Source organism: Nocardia nepalensis (assembly GCF_048910785.1).
Classification (GTDB): Bacteria; Actinomycetota; Actinomycetes; order Mycobacteriales; family Mycobacteriaceae; genus Nocardia; species Nocardia nepalensis.
In genome coordinates, this window is sequence record NZ_JBKBET010000037.1 from 40,312 (window position 1) to 57,569 (window position 17,258).

Annotated in this window: 13 protein-coding genes; 8 read left to right on the forward strand and 5 right to left on the reverse strand. The window is 66.5% G+C overall.

All coding sequences use genetic code 11. The features are described 5' to 3' along the window. Window positions 1-154 precede the first annotated feature (154 nt). The gene (locus ACHQ4I_RS31865; RefSeq protein WP_420776063.1) at window positions 155-994 is read left to right on the forward strand and encodes an SPFH domain-containing protein; all 840 of its coding nucleotides are present in this window, start codon (window positions 155-157) and stop codon (window positions 992-994) included. Between the two features lie 235 nt (window positions 995-1,229). On the opposite strand, the gene ACHQ4I_RS31870 is transcribed toward ACHQ4I_RS31865, so the two are convergent. Next, window positions 1,230-1,610 (reverse strand): hypothetical protein, encoded by a 381-nt coding sequence (locus ACHQ4I_RS31870; protein WP_420775584.1) that lies wholly within the window; start codon window positions 1,608-1,610, stop codon window positions 1,230-1,232. 428 nt (window positions 1,611-2,038) lie between these two features. Here ACHQ4I_RS31870 and ACHQ4I_RS31875 point away from each other — a divergent pair, with 428 nt between their 5' ends. The 5 genes from ACHQ4I_RS31875 (at window position 2,039) to ACHQ4I_RS31895 (ending at window position 6,172) form a co-directional block, all read left to right on the forward strand. Further along, a complete protein-coding gene (locus ACHQ4I_RS31875) occupies window positions 2,039-2,371 on the forward strand; it encodes a hypothetical protein (RefSeq protein ID WP_420775585.1) in 333 nt (110 codons plus the stop codon). 17 nt (window positions 2,372-2,388) lie between these two features. Continuing rightward, window positions 2,389-4,041, forward strand: coding sequence for an RNB domain-containing ribonuclease (locus ACHQ4I_RS31880; protein ID WP_420775586.1), 1,653 nt, complete (start codon window positions 2,389-2,391; stop codon window positions 4,039-4,041). A gap of 146 nt (window positions 4,042-4,187) precedes the next feature. Then, entirely contained in the window at window positions 4,188-5,201 is a 1,014-nt protein-coding gene (locus ACHQ4I_RS31885) for a YncE family protein (RefSeq protein ID WP_420775587.1), read from the forward strand. Between the two features lie 60 nt (window positions 5,202-5,261). Next, window positions 5,262-5,546, forward strand: coding sequence for a hypothetical protein (locus ACHQ4I_RS31890; RefSeq protein ID WP_420775588.1), 285 nt, complete (start codon window positions 5,262-5,264; stop codon window positions 5,544-5,546). A 47-nt stretch (window positions 5,547-5,593) separates the two neighbouring features. After that, window positions 5,594-6,172 carry an NUDIX hydrolase gene (locus tag ACHQ4I_RS31895; protein ID WP_420775589.1) on the forward strand — a complete coding sequence of 193 codons (579 nt, stop codon included), beginning with the start codon at window positions 5,594-5,596 and terminating at the stop codon, window positions 6,170-6,172. A 3-nt stretch (window positions 6,173-6,175) separates the two neighbouring features. Here the strand turns inward: ACHQ4I_RS31895 and ACHQ4I_RS31900 are convergent, their stop codons facing one another. Beyond that, complete coding sequence (locus ACHQ4I_RS31900) at window positions 6,176-6,595, reverse strand: pyridoxamine 5'-phosphate oxidase family protein (RefSeq protein WP_420775590.1); 420 nt, start codon at window positions 6,593-6,595, stop codon at window positions 6,176-6,178. 276 nt (window positions 6,596-6,871) lie between these two features. On the opposite strand from ACHQ4I_RS31900, the gene ACHQ4I_RS31905 reads away from it, so the two are divergent. Then, window positions 6,872-7,273 carry a hypothetical protein gene (locus ACHQ4I_RS31905; protein ID WP_420775591.1) on the forward strand — a complete coding sequence of 134 codons (402 nt, stop codon included), beginning with the start codon at window positions 6,872-6,874 and terminating at the stop codon, window positions 7,271-7,273. Window positions 7,274-7,615: 342 nt separating this feature from the next. Here the strand turns inward: ACHQ4I_RS31905 and ACHQ4I_RS31910 are convergent, their stop codons facing one another. Then, on the reverse strand, window positions 7,616-8,029 hold the full coding sequence (locus tag ACHQ4I_RS31910) for a hypothetical protein (RefSeq protein WP_420775592.1): 414 nt from the start codon (window positions 8,027-8,029) through the stop codon (window positions 7,616-7,618). A gap of 130 nt (window positions 8,030-8,159) precedes the next feature. Here ACHQ4I_RS31910 and ACHQ4I_RS31915 point away from each other — a divergent pair, with 130 nt between their 5' ends. Continuing rightward, a complete protein-coding gene (locus tag ACHQ4I_RS31915) occupies window positions 8,160-9,032 on the forward strand; it encodes a helix-turn-helix domain-containing protein (RefSeq protein WP_420775593.1) in 873 nt (290 codons plus the stop codon). Here the strand turns inward: ACHQ4I_RS31915 and ACHQ4I_RS31920 are convergent. Beyond that, the gene (locus tag ACHQ4I_RS31920; RefSeq protein WP_420775594.1) at window positions 8,981-9,673 is read right to left on the reverse strand and encodes a chymotrypsin family serine protease; all 693 of its coding nucleotides are present in this window, start codon (window positions 9,671-9,673) and stop codon (window positions 8,981-8,983) included. The genes ACHQ4I_RS31915 and ACHQ4I_RS31920 overlap by 52 nt on opposite strands. Window positions 9,674-9,952: 279 nt before the next feature. Then, entirely contained in the window at window positions 9,953-17,221 is a 7,269-nt protein-coding gene (locus ACHQ4I_RS31925; RefSeq protein ID WP_420775595.1) for an amino acid adenylation domain-containing protein, read from the reverse strand. Between the last annotated feature and the right edge of the window lie 37 nt (window positions 17,222-17,258).

Sequence of the window (17,258 nt, forward strand, 5' to 3'; positions counted from 1 at the left end):
TCGCGGAGGGCATCCGGTGCCATGATGGAAGTGGACCGCTGAGCCGGGATTCGGTGCGGTCAGGCACTTCGTACGGGGTGTAACCATGGATATTCTTGCCGTTATCGGGGCGATCTTCGGGGTGGGGGCCATCGCGGGCGGGGTGATCACCGCGATGAGCGCGCGCATTGTCGCCCAATATGAAAAGGGGCTGGTGTTCCGGTTCGGGCGGGTGGTCGGGACCCGAGATCCCGGACTGCGCATGCTGATTCCGTTCGTCGACCGGATGCGCAAGGTCTCCACCCAGATCGTCACCATGCCGGTGCCCGCGCAGGACGGCATCACCCGAGACAACGTGACGGTGCGCGTCGACGCGGTGGTCTACTTCCGGGTGATCGACCCGGTGTGCGCGGTGGTCGAGGTCCAGAACTATCTGTTCGCGGTGGGACAGGTGGCGCAGACATCCTTGCGGTCGATCATCGGAAAGAGCGATCTGGACAGCCTGTTGTCCAACCGCGAGGAGCTGAACAAGGGGCTGGAGATCATGATCGATAGCCCGGCGCTCGGCTGGGGCATCCATATCGATCGGGTGGAGATCAAGGATGTGTCGATACCGGATTCGCTGAAACGCTCGATGTCGCGGCAGGCCGAGGCGGAGCGGGAACGGCGGGCGCGGGTCATTTCCGCCGAGGGCGAGTTCCAGGCGTCGAAGAAGTTGGCGCAGGCGGGCGCGCAGATGTCGGAGTCGCCAGCGGCGCTGCAACTGCGGCTGCTCGAAACCGTGGTTCAGGTTGCGGCGGAGAAGAATTCGACATTGGTGCTGCCATTCCCGGTGGAGCTGCTCCGGTTCCTGGAGCGCGGTACGGCGCCGGGGCCGAGCACCGCGGCGGCCACGTCGGAATCCACCCCGGCGGCACCGGAATCCACCACACCGGAAATCGCCCCGTCCGAGCCGACCCCGGCACTGGGTCAGGCCAACATGCCAGCGGCGGAACAAGATGGAATGCGCTCGTAACACAAGGGGCGTATACCGATACGGGTACGGCAGACCATTTCGAGCGACCCGCAGCAGTCGCCACGGTCGATTGCCTGCCGTACGACCCGCATCGGTAGCACAACGTAAGGAACCGGGCCGATGTCCATACTGATTCCCGTGATCTCGATAATCGTCATGATCACCATCGGGTACGTATTGAAATACCTGCCCAATTACCTGCCGTGGCTGAAGGATTGATCAGCCGGAAAGCTGATCAGCAGAGCATCTTCGCCATTTGGTAGATCGCCTGGGCCTCTTCCTTGGAGGCCTCGGTGCTGCCCTTGGTGCGCTTGATGACGTTCTGGACGACCTCGTCCTCGCTCTTGCCGCCCTTGATGTCCTTGCAGGTGTCGACCAGGATGCCGCTGATCTTGGCGTCGTCTTTGCCCTCGGCGAGTTTGGGGAAGGCGCTGCGGTAGCTGACGACGAACGTCCCCGCCTTGACGCTGTCTAGAGTCTCACTGCCCGCCGCCTTGGCCGCCGAAGTCGTTGCGGCACCGGTTGCGGGGGAAGCGGCTTTGTCATCATTGCAACCGGCGAGGAGCAGGGCGAGGACGGCGGAGCTGGCCGCGATCGCGGCGGTAGTTCTGGTCACGCAGCGGGATGCTAGCGGCACTTGGGAAACGTCGCCTTCCGTGTGGTTAACGGAAGGCGACGAAGACCGCATCGGTGACTGTGAGGTCAGAGCGGGTTGACCATGAACACCTGAGCCCAATACGTCGCCTGCTCGGGACCGAGCAGCGGCATCAGGTAATCGAAAAGAATCGTTGACATCAGTGGACAACTCCCAATTGTCGACGTACGGGACACTTGCGACTGTGCGGGATAGCTGGACCCCGCTACGCCGGGGAACCCTAGCAGCCGGGATACGGCAATGCCGGGCACGGCGTGTCCGGCACGGCGATTCGGCGGGAACTGGCCTAGAACGTGAGCGACGTCATAGAGTAGGCGCCGTTGGTAAGCCCCGTTGCCGGGATGCCACGAATCTCACATTCTTCGATCATGGAAGCAGGTCACAACTCTATGCGGATTGTTCGTTCACTGGTCGCCGGTGCGCTTATCGCCGGGGCCGCATCGGTTTTCGCCATGCTGGGCACCGGGTCCGCCTCGGCGGTCGCGGTCACCCCGCTGGCGGGTGGGGTCCAGGTCGACCTCAACCCGGCCGACACCGCCTGGGTGCACCAGAACCACATCGGGCAGGCCATCGCCGGTCTGCCGCATCCGTCGGCGGCGTCGTTCGGCGAGGCGCTGGACGCCGCGGCGGACGTCTCCGCCAGCGTCCCGGGTGGACGGGTGACCTTTACCGTGTACGGCCCGTTCAATCAATTGAACGGCACCATGTTGGCACTGCAGTAGAGCACGACTGCGCCAGCGTGGAACTCCACCAGCGGATCGTCTCGGCGCCGGTCGATTTCGGCGCCATTCGATCCGAATTCGGATTGGCCTCGGCGTATCCCGCCGAGGCCACCGCGGCGGCCCGCGACGCGATCGACGCGTTCGCGGGCATTCGCACCGATCGCACCGATATCCCATTCGTGACGATCGACCCGCCCGGCGCCCTGGATCTGGACCAGGCGGTACATATCGAACGCACCGCATCCGGCTTCACCGTGCATTACGCGATCGCCGATGTCGGCGCCGTCATCGACCCCGCCGGCCCACTGGCCGAAGAGGCGGGCGCGCGCGGCCAGACTTTCTACCTCCCCGACGGCACCGTGCCGCTGCATCCGCCGATCCTGTCGGAGAACTCCGCGAGCCTGCTCCCCGAGCAGATCAGGCCCGCCGCCCTGTGGACCATCGAATGCGACGAAAACGCTGAACCGCAACGGTTCTCGGTGATCCGGGCCACCGTGCGCTCCCGGGCTCGGCTCGACTACGCGAGCGTCCAGGCCGACGCCGACGCCAACCGCCTGCATCCCTCGATCGCGGCCCTGCCGGAATTCGGCATGCGGCGCATCGAGGCCGGGCTGGCCCGCGGCGCGATCGGGCTCCGATTGCCTGCCCAGAGCGTTATCCGCGACGACACTGCCGCCGGGCACTGGCGCCTCGTGGTGGAACCGCGCACCGCGGCCGATGACTGGAACGAGCAGGTATCGCTGCTGACCGGCATGTGCGCGGCGCGAATCATGTTGGACGGCAATGGTTCTGGCACGCCCGGTGGGGGCGAGCGCATCGCGCTGTTGCGGACGATGCCGCCGCCAACCGAATCGGCGATCGATTCGATGCGCAGGACCGCCGCGGCGCTCGGGGTCGCGTGGCCCGCCGATCAGTCCGTCGGGCGGATGCTGGCCGGGCTGGATCCGAATGCTCCCGCGACGTTGGTGCTGATGTCGGAAGCCACGGGGCTGTTGCGGGGTGCTGGCTATACCGTGCTGGGCGGTGCGGTCGACGAAGCGGCGGATGGTTCGCCGACAGGTAGTGGGCAGTCAACCGACGGTGCGGCGGCAATCGGCGGTGCGCAGACGACCCGTGGCGGGCAGACGACCGGCGGCCCACAGACAACCAGCGGCCCACAGACGACCCGTGGCGGGCAGACGACCGGCAGCTCGCGATCGGCGAACGGTGGTCGGTCCGGGAACAATTCGCATTCGCCGAACAATCTGCAGCACAGCGCGATCGGCGCGCCCTACGCGCACGTGACCGCGCCGCTGCGTCGCCTCGCGGATCGGTTCGCCATCGAGATATGCCTGGCCCGCTGCGCCGGAACCGAAGTGCCGCAATGGGTTCGCGACGGACTGGTCCCCACCGCCGAATCGATGAAGCGCAGCGACAGCATCGCGGGCAAGGTGGAACGCGCCTGCATCGACCTGACCGAAGCCACCCTGCTCGCCGAACGCAGCGGCACCGTCTTCGATGCCGTGGTGGTGCGCGAAGCCAATGGCAGCCGCCCCGCCGAAGTCTTCGTCGCCGACCCACCCGTCGTCGGCCCCTGCCTCGGCGCACCCCCCGAGGGCTCAAAAGTCCAGGTACGCCTGGTCGCCGCCGACCCCGCAACTCGCAAAGTCGGCTTCACCTTCCCGGCCTAGCCCCGAATCGACGGTAGTCATATGTGGCGTAAAAGATCTTGGTGAACCACCGTATGACCAGCCTCGATGGGGCCACGTGCCGCATCGGCCGAAGGGACGCTCCGGGGACTAGCCTGAATCCACAGTTACCTGCGGTGGGAGGTCTGATGAGATCGACGATGGCCTTGATCTGTGCGGTCCTCATTGTGGCCGGGTGTGGTACCTCGACACACGACGCGGGCCCGTCGGACACGGGCCCATTGCCGCTGCGTCAGCTCGGGCAGCTCGACCTGCCGGGTGCGGCGGTGCGCTTCGACTACATGAGCCTCGACGCCGGATCGGGACAGCTGTGGGTGGCGCATATGGGCGCGGGCGCGGTCGTCGAAGTCGATATCCGCGCACATCGCGTGGTCCGCACCATCGCGGACCTGCCCGATGTACACGGCGTACTCGCGGTTCCCGAGCGGCATCGGATCTACGCGACAGCGACCGGACGCAACGAGCTGGCGACCATCGACGCGGATACCGGCACGATCCTGCGAACCTCGCCGACCGGCGAATATCCGGACGGACTCGCCTACGATCCGCGACGCGGCGCGGTATGGACCACCAACGAGCGCGCCGGGACCGAGACCGTCATCGATGCCGACACCGGAACCGTCCGCGGCACAGTGGCATTGGGCGGCGAGGTCGGCAATGTCGTCTACGACGCCGGTACCGACCGCATGGTCGTGGCGGTGCAGGGCAAGGACGATCTCGCCGTCATCGATCCCCAGACGCTGGCGGTGACAGACCGGATTCCGGTGCCCGGCTGCGCCGGACCGCACGGTCAGGCATTGGATGCGGCCGACCGACTCATGTTCGTCGGCTGCGAGGACAACGCCCGCCTCGTCACCGTCGATCTCACCGGTCGCACCGTGCTCGACGAGAACAGCGTCGGCCCGACTCCCGATGTGCTGGTCTACGACGATGCGGCCCATCGGCTGTATGTGGCCGCCGAGAGCGGGTGGGTGAGCCTGTTCGATCAGCGCGCGGCGCACACCACCGGCGTCGCATCGAGTCACCTCGCCGACGGCGCGCATACGGTTGCGGTCGATCCGAACAACCATCACAGCTTCTTCCCGCTCCCGAAGGGCCCGGGTGGCGGACCGGTGCTGCTGGAGTTCGAACCCTCGACATAGATCAGCGGTAAATTGCGGTCAGCGAGGAACTGGCGACACGGCCGAACTGGGGAGCGTGCGATGACCGATCCATTGGCACTGGAGATTCGACGGCAGCAGTTGTTCGATCGGCTGCGCGAGCTGCGCGGGGAGCTGGCCGAGCTGGATACCGGATACGGGACGCTGCAGGCCTCGGGGATGCTGGTCGATACCGAGGGCATCGGGGCGCTCACCACCCCCGCCTACTGCATCGCGGGGGCGCGGGAAGTGTTCGAGGAGGCCATGATCGAGCTCGACGCGGCGGCCGATGCGCTCGACCGCGCGGGGGTCTACACCACCAGGTTGCGCCCGGTCGTCTTCGACTGATTCGCGGCGCGCCAACCTGTCGGTGCCTGCGGCTACAGTCGCCTGCCATGAACCTCGCGACCGCAGCCGTCGCCGATATCGTCGACGCCATCAATCCGCTCGACGAGCTCGAGCGCCGGCACATCGCGGAAACGCTGACCTGGCTCGCCGCCACCGACGACGTATTCCGTCGCCGCAAACCTGATACTCCCCCACGACATCTGGTGTCCTACGTCGTGCTGGTCGATCCGCGAACCCGCGATGTCCTGCTCGGCCGCCATCTCCTCGCCGGACTGTGGCTGCCCACCGGCGGTCATATTTCGCCGGGCGAACACCCACTGGCCGCCGCCGGACGCGAAGCATCGGAGGAGCTGGGCATCGACGCCGAATTCACCGTCACGGGAACCGAACCACTATTCCTCACCATGACCACGACCGTCGGAATCGACAGCGGCCATGAGGATGTCAGCCTCTGGTATGTCATCCGCGGCGACCGCACCCGCGAATACACCCTGGACCCACGCGAATTCGGCGAGTCCCGCTGGTGGGATATCGATACCTTCGACCGCACCGACGCGGACCCGCACTTCACCCGCTTCTTGGCGAAGCTCGAACCCTTACTCCCCGAAAGGATCTCGGACCGATAAGCATTACTGTTCGATGTCCTCGGTCCCGACATACTCGATGCCGGTGACGATATCGGGCAGGATCCTGGTCACCCGATCACCCGCCCCGACCGTGCGCGCTGGCAAGAACTGTTGGTAGTGCATGATTTCGTGTTGGTCGCGGACCGTGTCGGCAACGCCGGTCACGATCACGCACCAGCCGAGGGAGGTCTCGTGGTCGATGGCGTCCACCTCGTAGGCGACAACCTGACGATCGAGCGAACTGGTCGTCGCGGAGTCGGCGTAGAGCACCAGATGGTCCTCTACGACGGCGTGGCTGACCGGCCGAATAGCGGGTAAAGCGTAACGCGAGAACGCGACACGACCGAATCCGATCGTGCCGAGCAAATACAGTGACGCATCGACCGACAGTTCGCGTGACTCCCGCACACCGTTTACTGTCATACCTCCATTGTCCACCCGTTCGCACTGCGAAGCAGCCCCCCAATCGATCACCACGCGGCACGCGCGGAGCTTGGAGGTGAGGAACCGGGATCGATGAGTTCTTGATCCTGTTATGTACCAGGCGATTACCCGATGAGTGCAACGAAAACTGGTACAGAAGTATCGAATTCCCGGAGGAACCGATCATCGCCGCGCTATCGTGCGCGTTAGAATACACACGTCTCCGGGTCCCGAAGCGTGGGCACCAATACGAATCAACGACTCAGGAGGAATGCGATGCCCGACAATGCACGGTCGAGCCCCCAGAGCCCCAGCACGCGCCGACAGCTCAGCAGCCGCATTGGCGTCAGTAGAGGTCCCCGGAGCAAGTCGCGACGAACTCTCGTCCCCGCCAAGGAGCTCTCCACAAGCGCGACCGCTGTCACCGACTCCAGCGACCGGCTGGTGCGCCGCCTCTTCGATGTCGGACTCCGACTACATAAGCTCCGCGGCGTCTTCGATCGGCGCGACCCGAGGGCCGAGGATTTACAGACGACCAGCGCTGCCATCGCCGAAATGCTCGACGATCTGGACGGACTCATCCGCGAAACCGGGCTGGCCATGCTCGAACTCGCCCGCGAACGGCACGCGGAGCCACCGCATCAACCCACACCGACGCGTCGCACGACGGCCGAATGACCAATAGCAGCGGATGACTGCGCTGAACCCGCCTGGGCGTCTCCAGCCGGCCGATGAATCAGCCGCGGAACTCTCCGAGGCGGTCCTGCACGACCGAGATATGTCGGTGCAGGATCGCCGAATGAGCGTGCGGCAGTTGGGCGGGGACGAATGGACGGTCGCTCGAGAGATCCGGCTCGACGCCCTCGCGGGATCGCCACCGGGACCCTTCGCGACGACCTACGAGGTGGCGTCGCAGTGGGACGAACGGCAGTGGCGGCAATGGATTTCACTGGACGCAAAAAGCGCTGCGCCGAGGATGATCCACGCTTCGAGAGCGAGATGATCATCGCGCTGGCTTCGTCATAGCCCGGCCCGACGCACCCCACGGGCCTCCAGCCCCGCGAACACCACGACCCACACCGCCCCGATCAGCAGGAATACCACCCCGAGCCCGGTCAGGTCGATCACACCGGAGAATGCCAACACCACCAGTGCCACCGCCGACGCCGCGTTGACCCCGATGACCGCATTCACGTGGCCAGGCACGAGCTCCGGATACCCGGCGATGAGCAGCAGCGCGAGCCCGCCGCCGACCATCGCGACACCGAACGGAATGGACCAGGACGTCGGCAACCCCAACGGCCCGCTCAGGGCCGCCGCCCCGGCGAGCATGACGATGCCGAAGCCCCCGGTCCCCCACCCGTCCATGCGCAGTGCGGTCCGCAAGAAATCGGTGTCCACCGAGGGCCGGGCGCTGAGGGTTGACGTGCTCATATCCTTCTCCTGAGGTCGATCCGCGGCAGCCGATCGGCTCCCGGCACCGACAATGCCGGGTCCGAGGTGAAGGTCTCAATAACCTCCGAGGTCATGGCCGAGCGCATGCGGCGCCGATTAGCCTGCCCAGGTGGCACCAACTCAGACGGAATCGCGCATCGGCGCACTGCTGCGCGACTGGCGACAGCGGCGCAGGCTCAGCCAGCTCGATCTGGCACTGTCGGCGGATAGCTCCGCGCGGCACATCTCCTACGTGGAGACCGGACGCGCCAAGCCGAGCCGAGCCATGATCCTGCGGCTCTGTGATGCGCTGGAGGTGCCGCTGCGCGAGCGCAACACCCTGCTGCTGGCCGCCGACTACGCCCCCGCCTACCGGGAGACCAGTCTCGACGACGCGGGCCTGGCATCGGTCCGCTCCGCGCTCGATATCATGTTGGCCGCGCACGAACCCTATCCGGCGGTCGTGTGCGACCGACTATGGAATGTGATCACCGAGAACGCCGCGATGAGCCTGTTCATGACCGGCATCCCCGATGAGCTACTGCTGCCGCAACCGAATGTCTACCGGCTGGTGCTGCACCCCGAGGGCCTCTCGGGCCGGCTCGCGAACCTGACGCAGGTGCGAGAGTTGTTCCTGGAGCGACTGTCTCGCCAGGTCAACGCGACGGGCGACGCCGAGTTGCGGGCACTGTACGACGAGGTCGCCGCATATCCCCTGCCGCCGGACCTTGTCGTGGAACCGGATGATGATGCGGCCCAACCGAGTCCGTTCGAAGTCCCATTGCGCATCCGAACCCCGTTCGGCGAGCTGCGCATGTTCAGCACCATGGCCACCTTCGGCGCGCCCGCCGACGTCACGCTCTCCGAGCTGGCGATCGAATTGTTCTACCCCCTCGACACATTCACCGCCGAAGCCCTGCGCGGGGTCGCGGCGGTGAAATCCTCGTCGGATCAGATGGGCTGGAATCCGCTGCCGACACCGCCGGTGGCGTCAACGGCCTGACGGATCTGATCGATCGGCGCGAAAAATGCCGGTGAGTGAATGGGATTCGCGGCGACGGTGCACGGAACATTGAATCCGACGCCGCCGAATCCGGTCACCCGTCCCTGATTCATCCCGACCAGTCGATCACCCACCGTGACCGGACCACCGGAATCGCCCGGCTTGGAGCAGGTTTGGTTGATGGTGCTGCCCTCCAGCGTGCCCCACACGATGCCGCAGTCGATTCCGCTGCTGCGCCCGCTCGTGCACACCGATTGGCCCGGGAAGGGTGCGGCGCCGAACCCGGCGATGGTGGTCGGGCCGACATTGCGCACCGGCGTGACCCTCGCCGGATCGAATGCCAACACCGCGAAGTCCGCGCCATCGCCGTCATCGGAGTACGCGACGGTGCCGATCACACCGGCGTCCAGGAATTGCTCGGCGCCGAATCGAGAGCCGGTCGGGGCGCAGTGTCCCGCGGTCAGCCCGACCAGTCGCCCGGCGCTGTCGTGGCCGATAGCGGTCAGCGTGCACGCCGCGTTGTTGTCGAAGACCAGACCGGAACTGCCGCCGACCACCGCGTTTCCCGCCGCCTGCGCGGTACCCGCCGCCATGGAACCCACAGCGGCGACCGCGGCCAATACGATCATTCCGAACTTCACGGCAAGTACTCTCCTTCTCGAAAAGCGCTGGCCGACGTCGCGATCGACTCAGGCGTCGGCCAACCGCAGGCGCGATGGAGAGCCGCCCGCGACAGCTGCGGCCACCTCGGAACTGAAGTTCACCATGGCGTGAGTCGCGCACACCGACGGCCAGTTAACCATTAGCTATCTCAGCATGGCGACAACGTTCCTCGTTGCGCAACAGCCTGTGTGCCGAGCGACAACGCCGAAACCCAACCGTTATGCGGCTTCCATTGCATAACGGTTGGGCCGCACCATTCAGGCGTCGAGCATTTCGGCGCCCAGCTCGCGATCCAGATCCGGATCGGCCGCCGCCAGCGCCGCGTCCAGCTGCACCGCGACCTCGCCGACATGCGGTTCGGTCATCATGTGCAGGTGGTCGCCGGGCACCGGCACCAGTGTGAAGCGCCGGGCCGCGTATTGCTGCCACCCGTTGTTCGCGCTGTCGAACATGCTGCCCACGGCCTGGTGCGCGAGATCGACACCGGGCGGCAGACCCTCTTCGGCCCGCAGCAGGGTGATGTCGCGATCGTAGGGCTCGAGCTGGTACTCCAGCAACGCCGTGTAGTTGGCGTAGAACACGTCGTAGAGCCTGCGGATCGCCTGCGGTGAACTGTCGGCGGGCAGGATCGCCGACCTGATCGCCTCGGCGAGCATCGCCTCGAACAGCTCCTCGGAACCGTGCACGTCGGGTTCGAAATCGACGAGCGCGGCCTGATTTCCGCGGGCGTACCACAGCAATTCGAGGAAGAACCAGCGGATGAGCTGCTCCTCGGCGATCGGCTCGCGGGCCTGCTGACGCAATGCCATGGTGTCCAGCAATGTCACGCTGGCCACCTCGTCCTCGGGCAGCTGACGCGCCATTTCGAGTGCGACATTGCCGCCGAAGGACCAGCCCGCCAGGTGGTACGGCCCCTCCGGATGCACCCGGCGCACCGCCGCCAGATAGGACTCGGCCATCCCGATGATCGACTTCTCCGGTGTACTGCCCGGGTCCGCGCCCGCGGCCTGCAGGCCGTAGATCGGGCGATCGGGATCGAGGTAGCGGGAAAGGGCCAGGTAGCACAGCACATTTCCGCCGATCGGATGCACCAGGAACAGCGGCGGCTTATGACCGCCGACGCTGATCGGCACCAATGGGTCGAATGTGCGCTGGGTATTGCCGGACCGGATCAGCGCCGCGAGCTCGGTGGCCGTCGGCGCACCGATGAACGAGTCGAGGGGCACCTCGACGCCGAATCGCCGGGACAGCCCCATCACCACCCGCATGGCGCCGATGGAGGTGCCGCCCGAGACGAAGAAGTCGTCGTCGAGTCCGATCGAGCGCAGACCGGCGTATTCGGCCAGCAGTTCGACGGCGCACTGCTCGTACTCGTCGGCCGGTTCGCGCTGCTCGGCGACCGATTCCGGTGCGACGTCGACGATCGAGCGCAGCGCGCCGTCGTCGCGCTTACCGCTCGGGGTGCGGGGCAGTTCGTCGAGGAATACGAACCGTGACGGCACCATATGCGTGGGCAGCACGCCACGCAGATCGTGACGCAGTGCGACCAGATCGGTCTGCTCGGCATCGCCGACCAGGAATGCGATCAGCGCACCATCGATCCCGCCGAAACCCCGTGCCACCACCGCCGCTTCGGTGATGGCCGGGTACTTCTCGACCAGCCCGAGAATGCACAGCTCCACCTCCGCGGGCTCCACCCGGAAGCCGCGGATCTTCACCTGACTGTCACTGCGGCCGAGGCAGACCAGATCGCCGGAGGCCAGCCGCACACCCAGATCGCCGGTGCGGTAAAGGATTCCGCCGCCGTGGGTGGCAACGAACCGCTGTGCGGTCAGTGCGGCCCTGCCCTGGTAACCGCGCGCGAGGGAACGACCGCCCAGGTAGATCTCACCGATGACGCCGTCCGCCACCGGACGCAGTGCGCCGTCGAGCAATTCGACGGTATCGCCGTCGACCGGGCGGCCGATGGGCGGCAGCGGCGGATAGTCGTCGGGCGAGCCGGTGAGCGTGAAGGTGGTCGCGACGTGGGATTCCGTTGGGCCGTATTGGTTTTCCAGTAGCAGGCCCGGCACCACCTTGCACAGTGCGCGGATCTCGTCGGTGATGCGCAGCTGCTCACCGGAGGAGGCCAGCACCTTCAGGTTGACCGGGAACATCCGCCGGGCCACCACGGCCTCGGCGAAGGCCTGCAATGCGACGTAGGGCAGGAACAGCCGCTCGATGCCCTCGGCGACGACGGTATTGAGCAGTTCCTCGACATTGGAGCGCAGATCCGCCGAACTCACCCGCAGCGTGGAGCCTGCGGCCAGGGTCGTGAAGATCTCCTGGAACGAGACGTCGAAGCTCAATGGCGCCAGCTGCAAGGTGCTGGCCAGATCCATACCCGATGCGCTGCGGTTCTGCCAGTCCACCAGTGTGGTCAGCCCGCGGTGCGGCATGGCTACACCCTTGGGTTCGCCGGTGGAGCCGGAGGTGAAGAGCACGTAGGCAACCGCGTCGGGTGAGATGCGCTCCGGGACGACGGCTTCCGCATGACTTTGCGCGGCCGCCGGATCGAACAGCGTGGCGGTATCCAGCACAAGTGCGGCATTGTCGACTATGTCGGCGTAGTCGGCGTCGGCGATCACCCGGTGCGGGTGAGCGCGTTCGATCATCCGGTTCAGCCGGGCCCGCGGATAGCTGACATCGAGTGGTACGCAGGCCGCGCCGAGCCGCATGAGCGCGAGCACGAGCAGCACCAGCTCCGGGCGACGGCCCATCAGAATGCCGACTCGATCCCCGGTCCGTATGCCGAACCCGCTGAGCCGCCGGACAAGTCGGTCGCTGCGCTCTATCAGTTCGTCGTAGGTGATGCTGGACTCGTCGCCTTGGACGGCGATCGTATCCGGGTTGAGTGCCGCCGCCTCGGCGACCAGTGTCCCGACATCGCGGGCGGTCGCCGGGCCCGAGCCGCGATCGATCGCGGCATCCGGATCCGCGACAATGCTCGCCAGTATGCGCAGTTGGGTGACCGCGACGGTCTCGCACTGATCCCTGGTCAATGTGTGATCGCCATTGACCCGCACCCACATTCGCCCGTCGCGCGGATCGTTGGCCACGGTCACCAGCAGCTGGAAGTTGGTGTCCTCGCGAACATCGAAGTCGCGCAGTGCGACTCCGTCCGTGCCGACGATCGGCGCGAAGACGTGGTAGTTGATGAAGTTGAACGCCGTCTCGAAGGCGGGGCCGCCATCGGCCAGGATCGACCGCAGCGGGTAGCGCCGGTGCGGGTAGGCATCGTGTTCCCGGCGCGCGATCTGGTCGACGGCCGCGCGCCAAGTGGTAGCGGTTTCGTCCAGCCGCATCGGCAGTGTGTTGAGGAACAGGCCCGCAACGCTCTCCGCGCCCGCACGGTCGGGACGGCCGTGGCTGACCACACCGGTGGTGATATCGGCACGGCCGGTCACCGTGCGCAGCGTCAGGCAGTGCGCCGCCAGATAGACGGCCTTCTCGGGCACCTGGTGCCGGGCGGCGAAGGCGGTCACACGCTGGGCCAGCTTGCGCGGCACCACCGCACTGGCCTGCGGTTCCTCTGCCGTGGCGCGGTCGTGCACACCTAATGCGGTCAGCGCCGTCGGCTCGGCCCCCGCCAATGCGTCGCGCCAGAACTCACGGGCCGAATCATCATGCACCGCGGTGATTTCGGCCTGTGCGTATTCGGCGAGCACGGTGGCCGCATGCGGGGTGTCATCGATACCGGTTTCGATCAACCCCAGCTTGTTCAGGTAGTCGAGCAGCAGTTCCAACACCGAGGTCGCGACGCTCCACCCGTCGAGGATCGCGTGGTGGAAGCTGAGCACCAGATCGACTGTCCGGCCCGCGCTTTCGGACGGACGCAGGAACACGCGTACCGCATGCAGCGGGGCGCGGGTGAGGTCGTACTGGGCGTGCCGGCGCTCCTGGATGTAGTCCTCGACCTCTTGATCGGCGAGCACCGCATCGATATCGGAGATATCGACGATCTCCAGTTCGTATTCGATCGCGGTGTGCACGACCTGTAGCGGCACCGAGTGCTTGCTCAGCTCGAACGACGAGCGCAGCGCGGGCTGACGACGCACGAGCCGATCGAACGCGGCACGGAATTGCGCGGCCTCCCAAGGCATTTCGAGGCGGTAGCGGAATACGTCCTTGTAGGTCACCGAATCGGCGCGCTCGATGCTGTGGAAGAGCATGCCGAGCTGCAGGGCGGTCGCCGGGAAGGCATCCTCGGCCTGGTGCAGCGCGGCGCGGTCGATCAGCGGCACCGTTTCCAGCGCCGTGGCGATCCGAATCCGGTTGCCGTCCGGACCATCCGAGACGATTCGGGCCAGCTCGGCGATGGTCGGATGCTCGTAGAAGGCGTCCACATCGAAGTACATCCCCGCCCGCTCGGCGGCGGTGCGCACCGATAGCGCGAGTATCGAGTCGCCGCCGTGGGTAAAGAAGTTGTCGTGTACACCGATGGAGTCGATACCGAGCACGGTCCGCCAGAGGACTGCCAGCTCGGCCTCGACCGGTGTCCGGGGTTCGACCACGCCGACGATGCCGACATGCTCCGCGGCCGCCGCCGCTCTGGCCAGCGCCTTGCGATCGGCCTTGCCATTGTGGGTCAACGGAATTCGGTCCACCCGCAGCAGCCGGGTCGGAATCATGTAGCGGGGCAGGCGGGTCGCGATCTGTTCGGCGATCTCGTCGCCGGTCACCGCGTCGCCGACGAAGTAGCCGACCAGATGCAGACCGTGCGTGTCCGACTGCTCGTCGACCACGGCCGCGGCGCGCACGCCCTGGCAGCCCAGGATCGCGTTCTGCACCTCGCCGAGGGTGATGCGGTTACCGCGGATCTTCACCTGATCGTCGAAGCGTCCCAGGTACTCCAGGGTGCCGTCGGCCAGCCAGCGCGCCAGATCGCCGGTGCGGTAGCGGCGGCGGCCGGGCACGGACAGATCGTCGACGAACGCGGCGGCGGTCAGCTCGGGGCGGCCGCGATAACCGCGTGCGACGCCGACACCGGCGATATTGAGTTCACCGGGCACACCGATGGGCATGCGGCGTCCGGATTCATCCAGCACCAGCAGATCGATATTGTCGATCGGGCGGCCGATGGGCACCAGATCCAGCGAATCCTGGTTGTTTCGATCGACCGGCGAGCAGTCGCCAGCGGCCGGGCAGTCGAAATACGAGACGTCGACGGTGGCTTCGGTCGGTCCATAGAGGTTCACCAGCTGCGGCGGCTGCTGTCCGACCGCGGCGAAGGCCGCGTGGAAGCGGCGCACCAGCGCGGGCGGCAGCGCCTCACCACTGCAGAACACCCGGCGCAGTCCGGCGATGCGCGGCACGATCGTGCGATCGGCCGCCAGCTCGTCCACGAAGGCGGCCAGCATGGACGGCACGAAATGCATGACGGTCACCGCATGCGCCTCGATGGCCTCGACGATGCGGCGCGGGTCGCGCTCGCCGCCGACCTCCAGCAGTGCCACCTTGGCCCCGGTGATGGCCCACCAGAACAATTCCCACACCGAGACATCGAAGGTGACCGGCGTCTTCTGCAGGATGACGTCGTCGGCGGCCAGCGGATAGCGGCGCTGCATCCAGATCAGCCGGTTGACCACCGAGCGGTGCTCGACCATCACACCCTTGGGCACGCCGGTCGAACCCGAGGTGTAGATCAGATAGCTCAGATCGTGCGGGTGCGAGACATTTTCGACGGCGCCCGGCAGGGTGTCGGCCACCGTGACCCGGGTGACGCCGAGGTCGGCATAGACGCGCGCGTGCTCGCGTCCGGCGACCACGAATCGGGCCTCGCAGTCGGCGAGCACCGTCGCGATGCGCGCCTGCGGATATTCCGGATCCAGCGGCACATAAGCGCAACCGGCACGCAGAATTCCGAGCACCGCGATCAGCATGTCCGTCGAACGGGACAGGACCACCGGAATGCATTCGTTGCCGGTGGCCCCCAGCTCGTGCAGCCGGGCCGCGAAACCGTCTACCAGACCGGACAATTGGGCGTAGGTCAGCGGTTGTTCGCCCGAACCGGCGGCGGTCAGGACGGCCACCCGCTCCGGGTGATCGGCGACCTGTTCGGTGAAGAGCCGATCAATGGTGGTGTAGGGGAACTCGATACGTGGCCCGGCCTCGAAGGCCGCCACTTCGGCGCGCATCCGCTCCGACAGCAACGGCAGCGCGCCGACCGGGGTCTGCGGGTGATCCAGCGCCGCGGTGACCAGTACGCCGACGCCGCGCAGCGCCGATTCGATCGGGAAGCTCGCGTCGAAGACGTCCTTGTCGTAGAACAACTGGAGACTGACCGAGCCGTCCCTGCCGTTCTCCGCGGTGACGATGGTGAGCGCGTTGGTCACCGAACCCGGATTGTGCACCGTCCACTTCGAGAGCAGCTCGTGGACATAATCGGCATCCGGCAGCTTGGTGTGGGAGAAGGCGACGTCGTACAGCGGCGGCGCGGCCGGATCCGGATTCAGCGCGCGGGTCAGCTCGCCGTAGGGGAATCGCTGATGCTTCTTGAGCTTTCGAATCTGCTGGGTGACCTGCTCCGCGATCTGGGCGAGCGGCACGTCCCGATCGACGCGCACCGGCAGCGGTACGACATTGGCGCGATGGCCCTGCGTGCGGTACGTCTCCGCGGAGTGCCGGTTCAACATCGGGACGCCGATCACCACCTGGTCGGTGCGGTGGATCGTCGCGAGATAGGTTGCCACCGCGGCGGTCAGGTAGGCGAAGACGGTGACGCCGGTGGCGCGGACCCGGTCGAGGTACTCCCCCGAAATCATCGTGTTGTAGTGTCCGCGGGCGATTCTCGGCGAGGTGGTGCGGTTGGGGAACAGCGCGGGTTCGACACCGTCGAGTGCGGCGAGCAGTCCGTCGCGATCCGCCTCGTACTGCTCGGAGGCCCGGTAGGCCTCGTCGTCTTCGATGATCCGCAGGTAGGTGGCAACGGAGCGGTCGGTGTGCTCGTTGGCGGGCTCGGGTACCGCAAGCTGGTCGAGCGGGACGTCTTTCATCTTGTAGCTGGTATCGAGCGTGGCGATGACCGGATTCATGCCATAGCCGTCGGCCAGCGCGTGATGGACCGAGATGAACAGGAAGAATCGGTCCGGGCGGTCGACCACCGCGGCCAGCCGGGCGGGCCGATCCGGCCGCTCCGGCGCGCCGACCTCGCGCCACAGCCACTCCTGGGCCGCGGCCTCGGGATCCGGCGCACCGGTCAGATCGACGACCTCTACCTTCGGGATATCGTTCGAAATCCATTGGCGGAACTCACCGTTCTCGAACGCGAAGCGCAGTCGCAGCGCATCGTCGCTCATCAGGGCCCGCTGCCAGCACGCCTGCAGGCGCGCGATATCCAGCGGCTCATCCATGCGCAGGCTATAGGTCTGTTGTGCGACGGGTTCCGGCGCCAGCCGGAAGGCCAAGCCGAGTACATCACGCTGATACGCGCTGACCGGCCATGCGTCGATGGATCTTTCGGGGGTTGCGCTGGTTTCGGACGTCACAGTCACTCCTATCGCGACGGTCGCGGCACATACCGTG

Excerpts from the sequence above, each read along its gene's own strand:
- ACHQ4I_RS31900 (WP_420775590.1), bottom strand. The coding sequence starts at position 6,595 with ATGACAGTAAACGGTGTGCGGGAGTCACGCGAACTGTCGGTCGATGCG.
- ACHQ4I_RS31910 (WP_420775592.1), bottom strand. The coding sequence starts at position 8,029 with ATGAGCACGTCAACCCTCAGCGCCCGGCCCTCGGTGGACACCGATTTC.
- ACHQ4I_RS31895 (WP_420775589.1), top strand. The coding sequence starts at position 5,594 with ATGAACCTCGCGACCGCAGCCGTCGCCGATATCGTCGACGCCATCAAT.
- ACHQ4I_RS31865 (WP_420776063.1), top strand. The coding sequence starts at position 155 with ATGAGCGCGCGCATTGTCGCCCAATATGAAAAGGGGCTGGTGTTCCGG.
- ACHQ4I_RS31905 (WP_420775591.1), top strand. The coding sequence starts at position 6,872 with ATGCCCGACAATGCACGGTCGAGCCCCCAGAGCCCCAGCACGCGCCGA.
- ACHQ4I_RS31885 (WP_420775587.1), top strand. The coding sequence starts at position 4,188 with ATGAGATCGACGATGGCCTTGATCTGTGCGGTCCTCATTGTGGCCGGG.
- ACHQ4I_RS31875 (WP_420775585.1), top strand. The coding sequence starts at position 2,039 with ATGCGGATTGTTCGTTCACTGGTCGCCGGTGCGCTTATCGCCGGGGCC.
- ACHQ4I_RS31890 (WP_420775588.1), top strand. The coding sequence starts at position 5,262 with ATGACCGATCCATTGGCACTGGAGATTCGACGGCAGCAGTTGTTCGAT.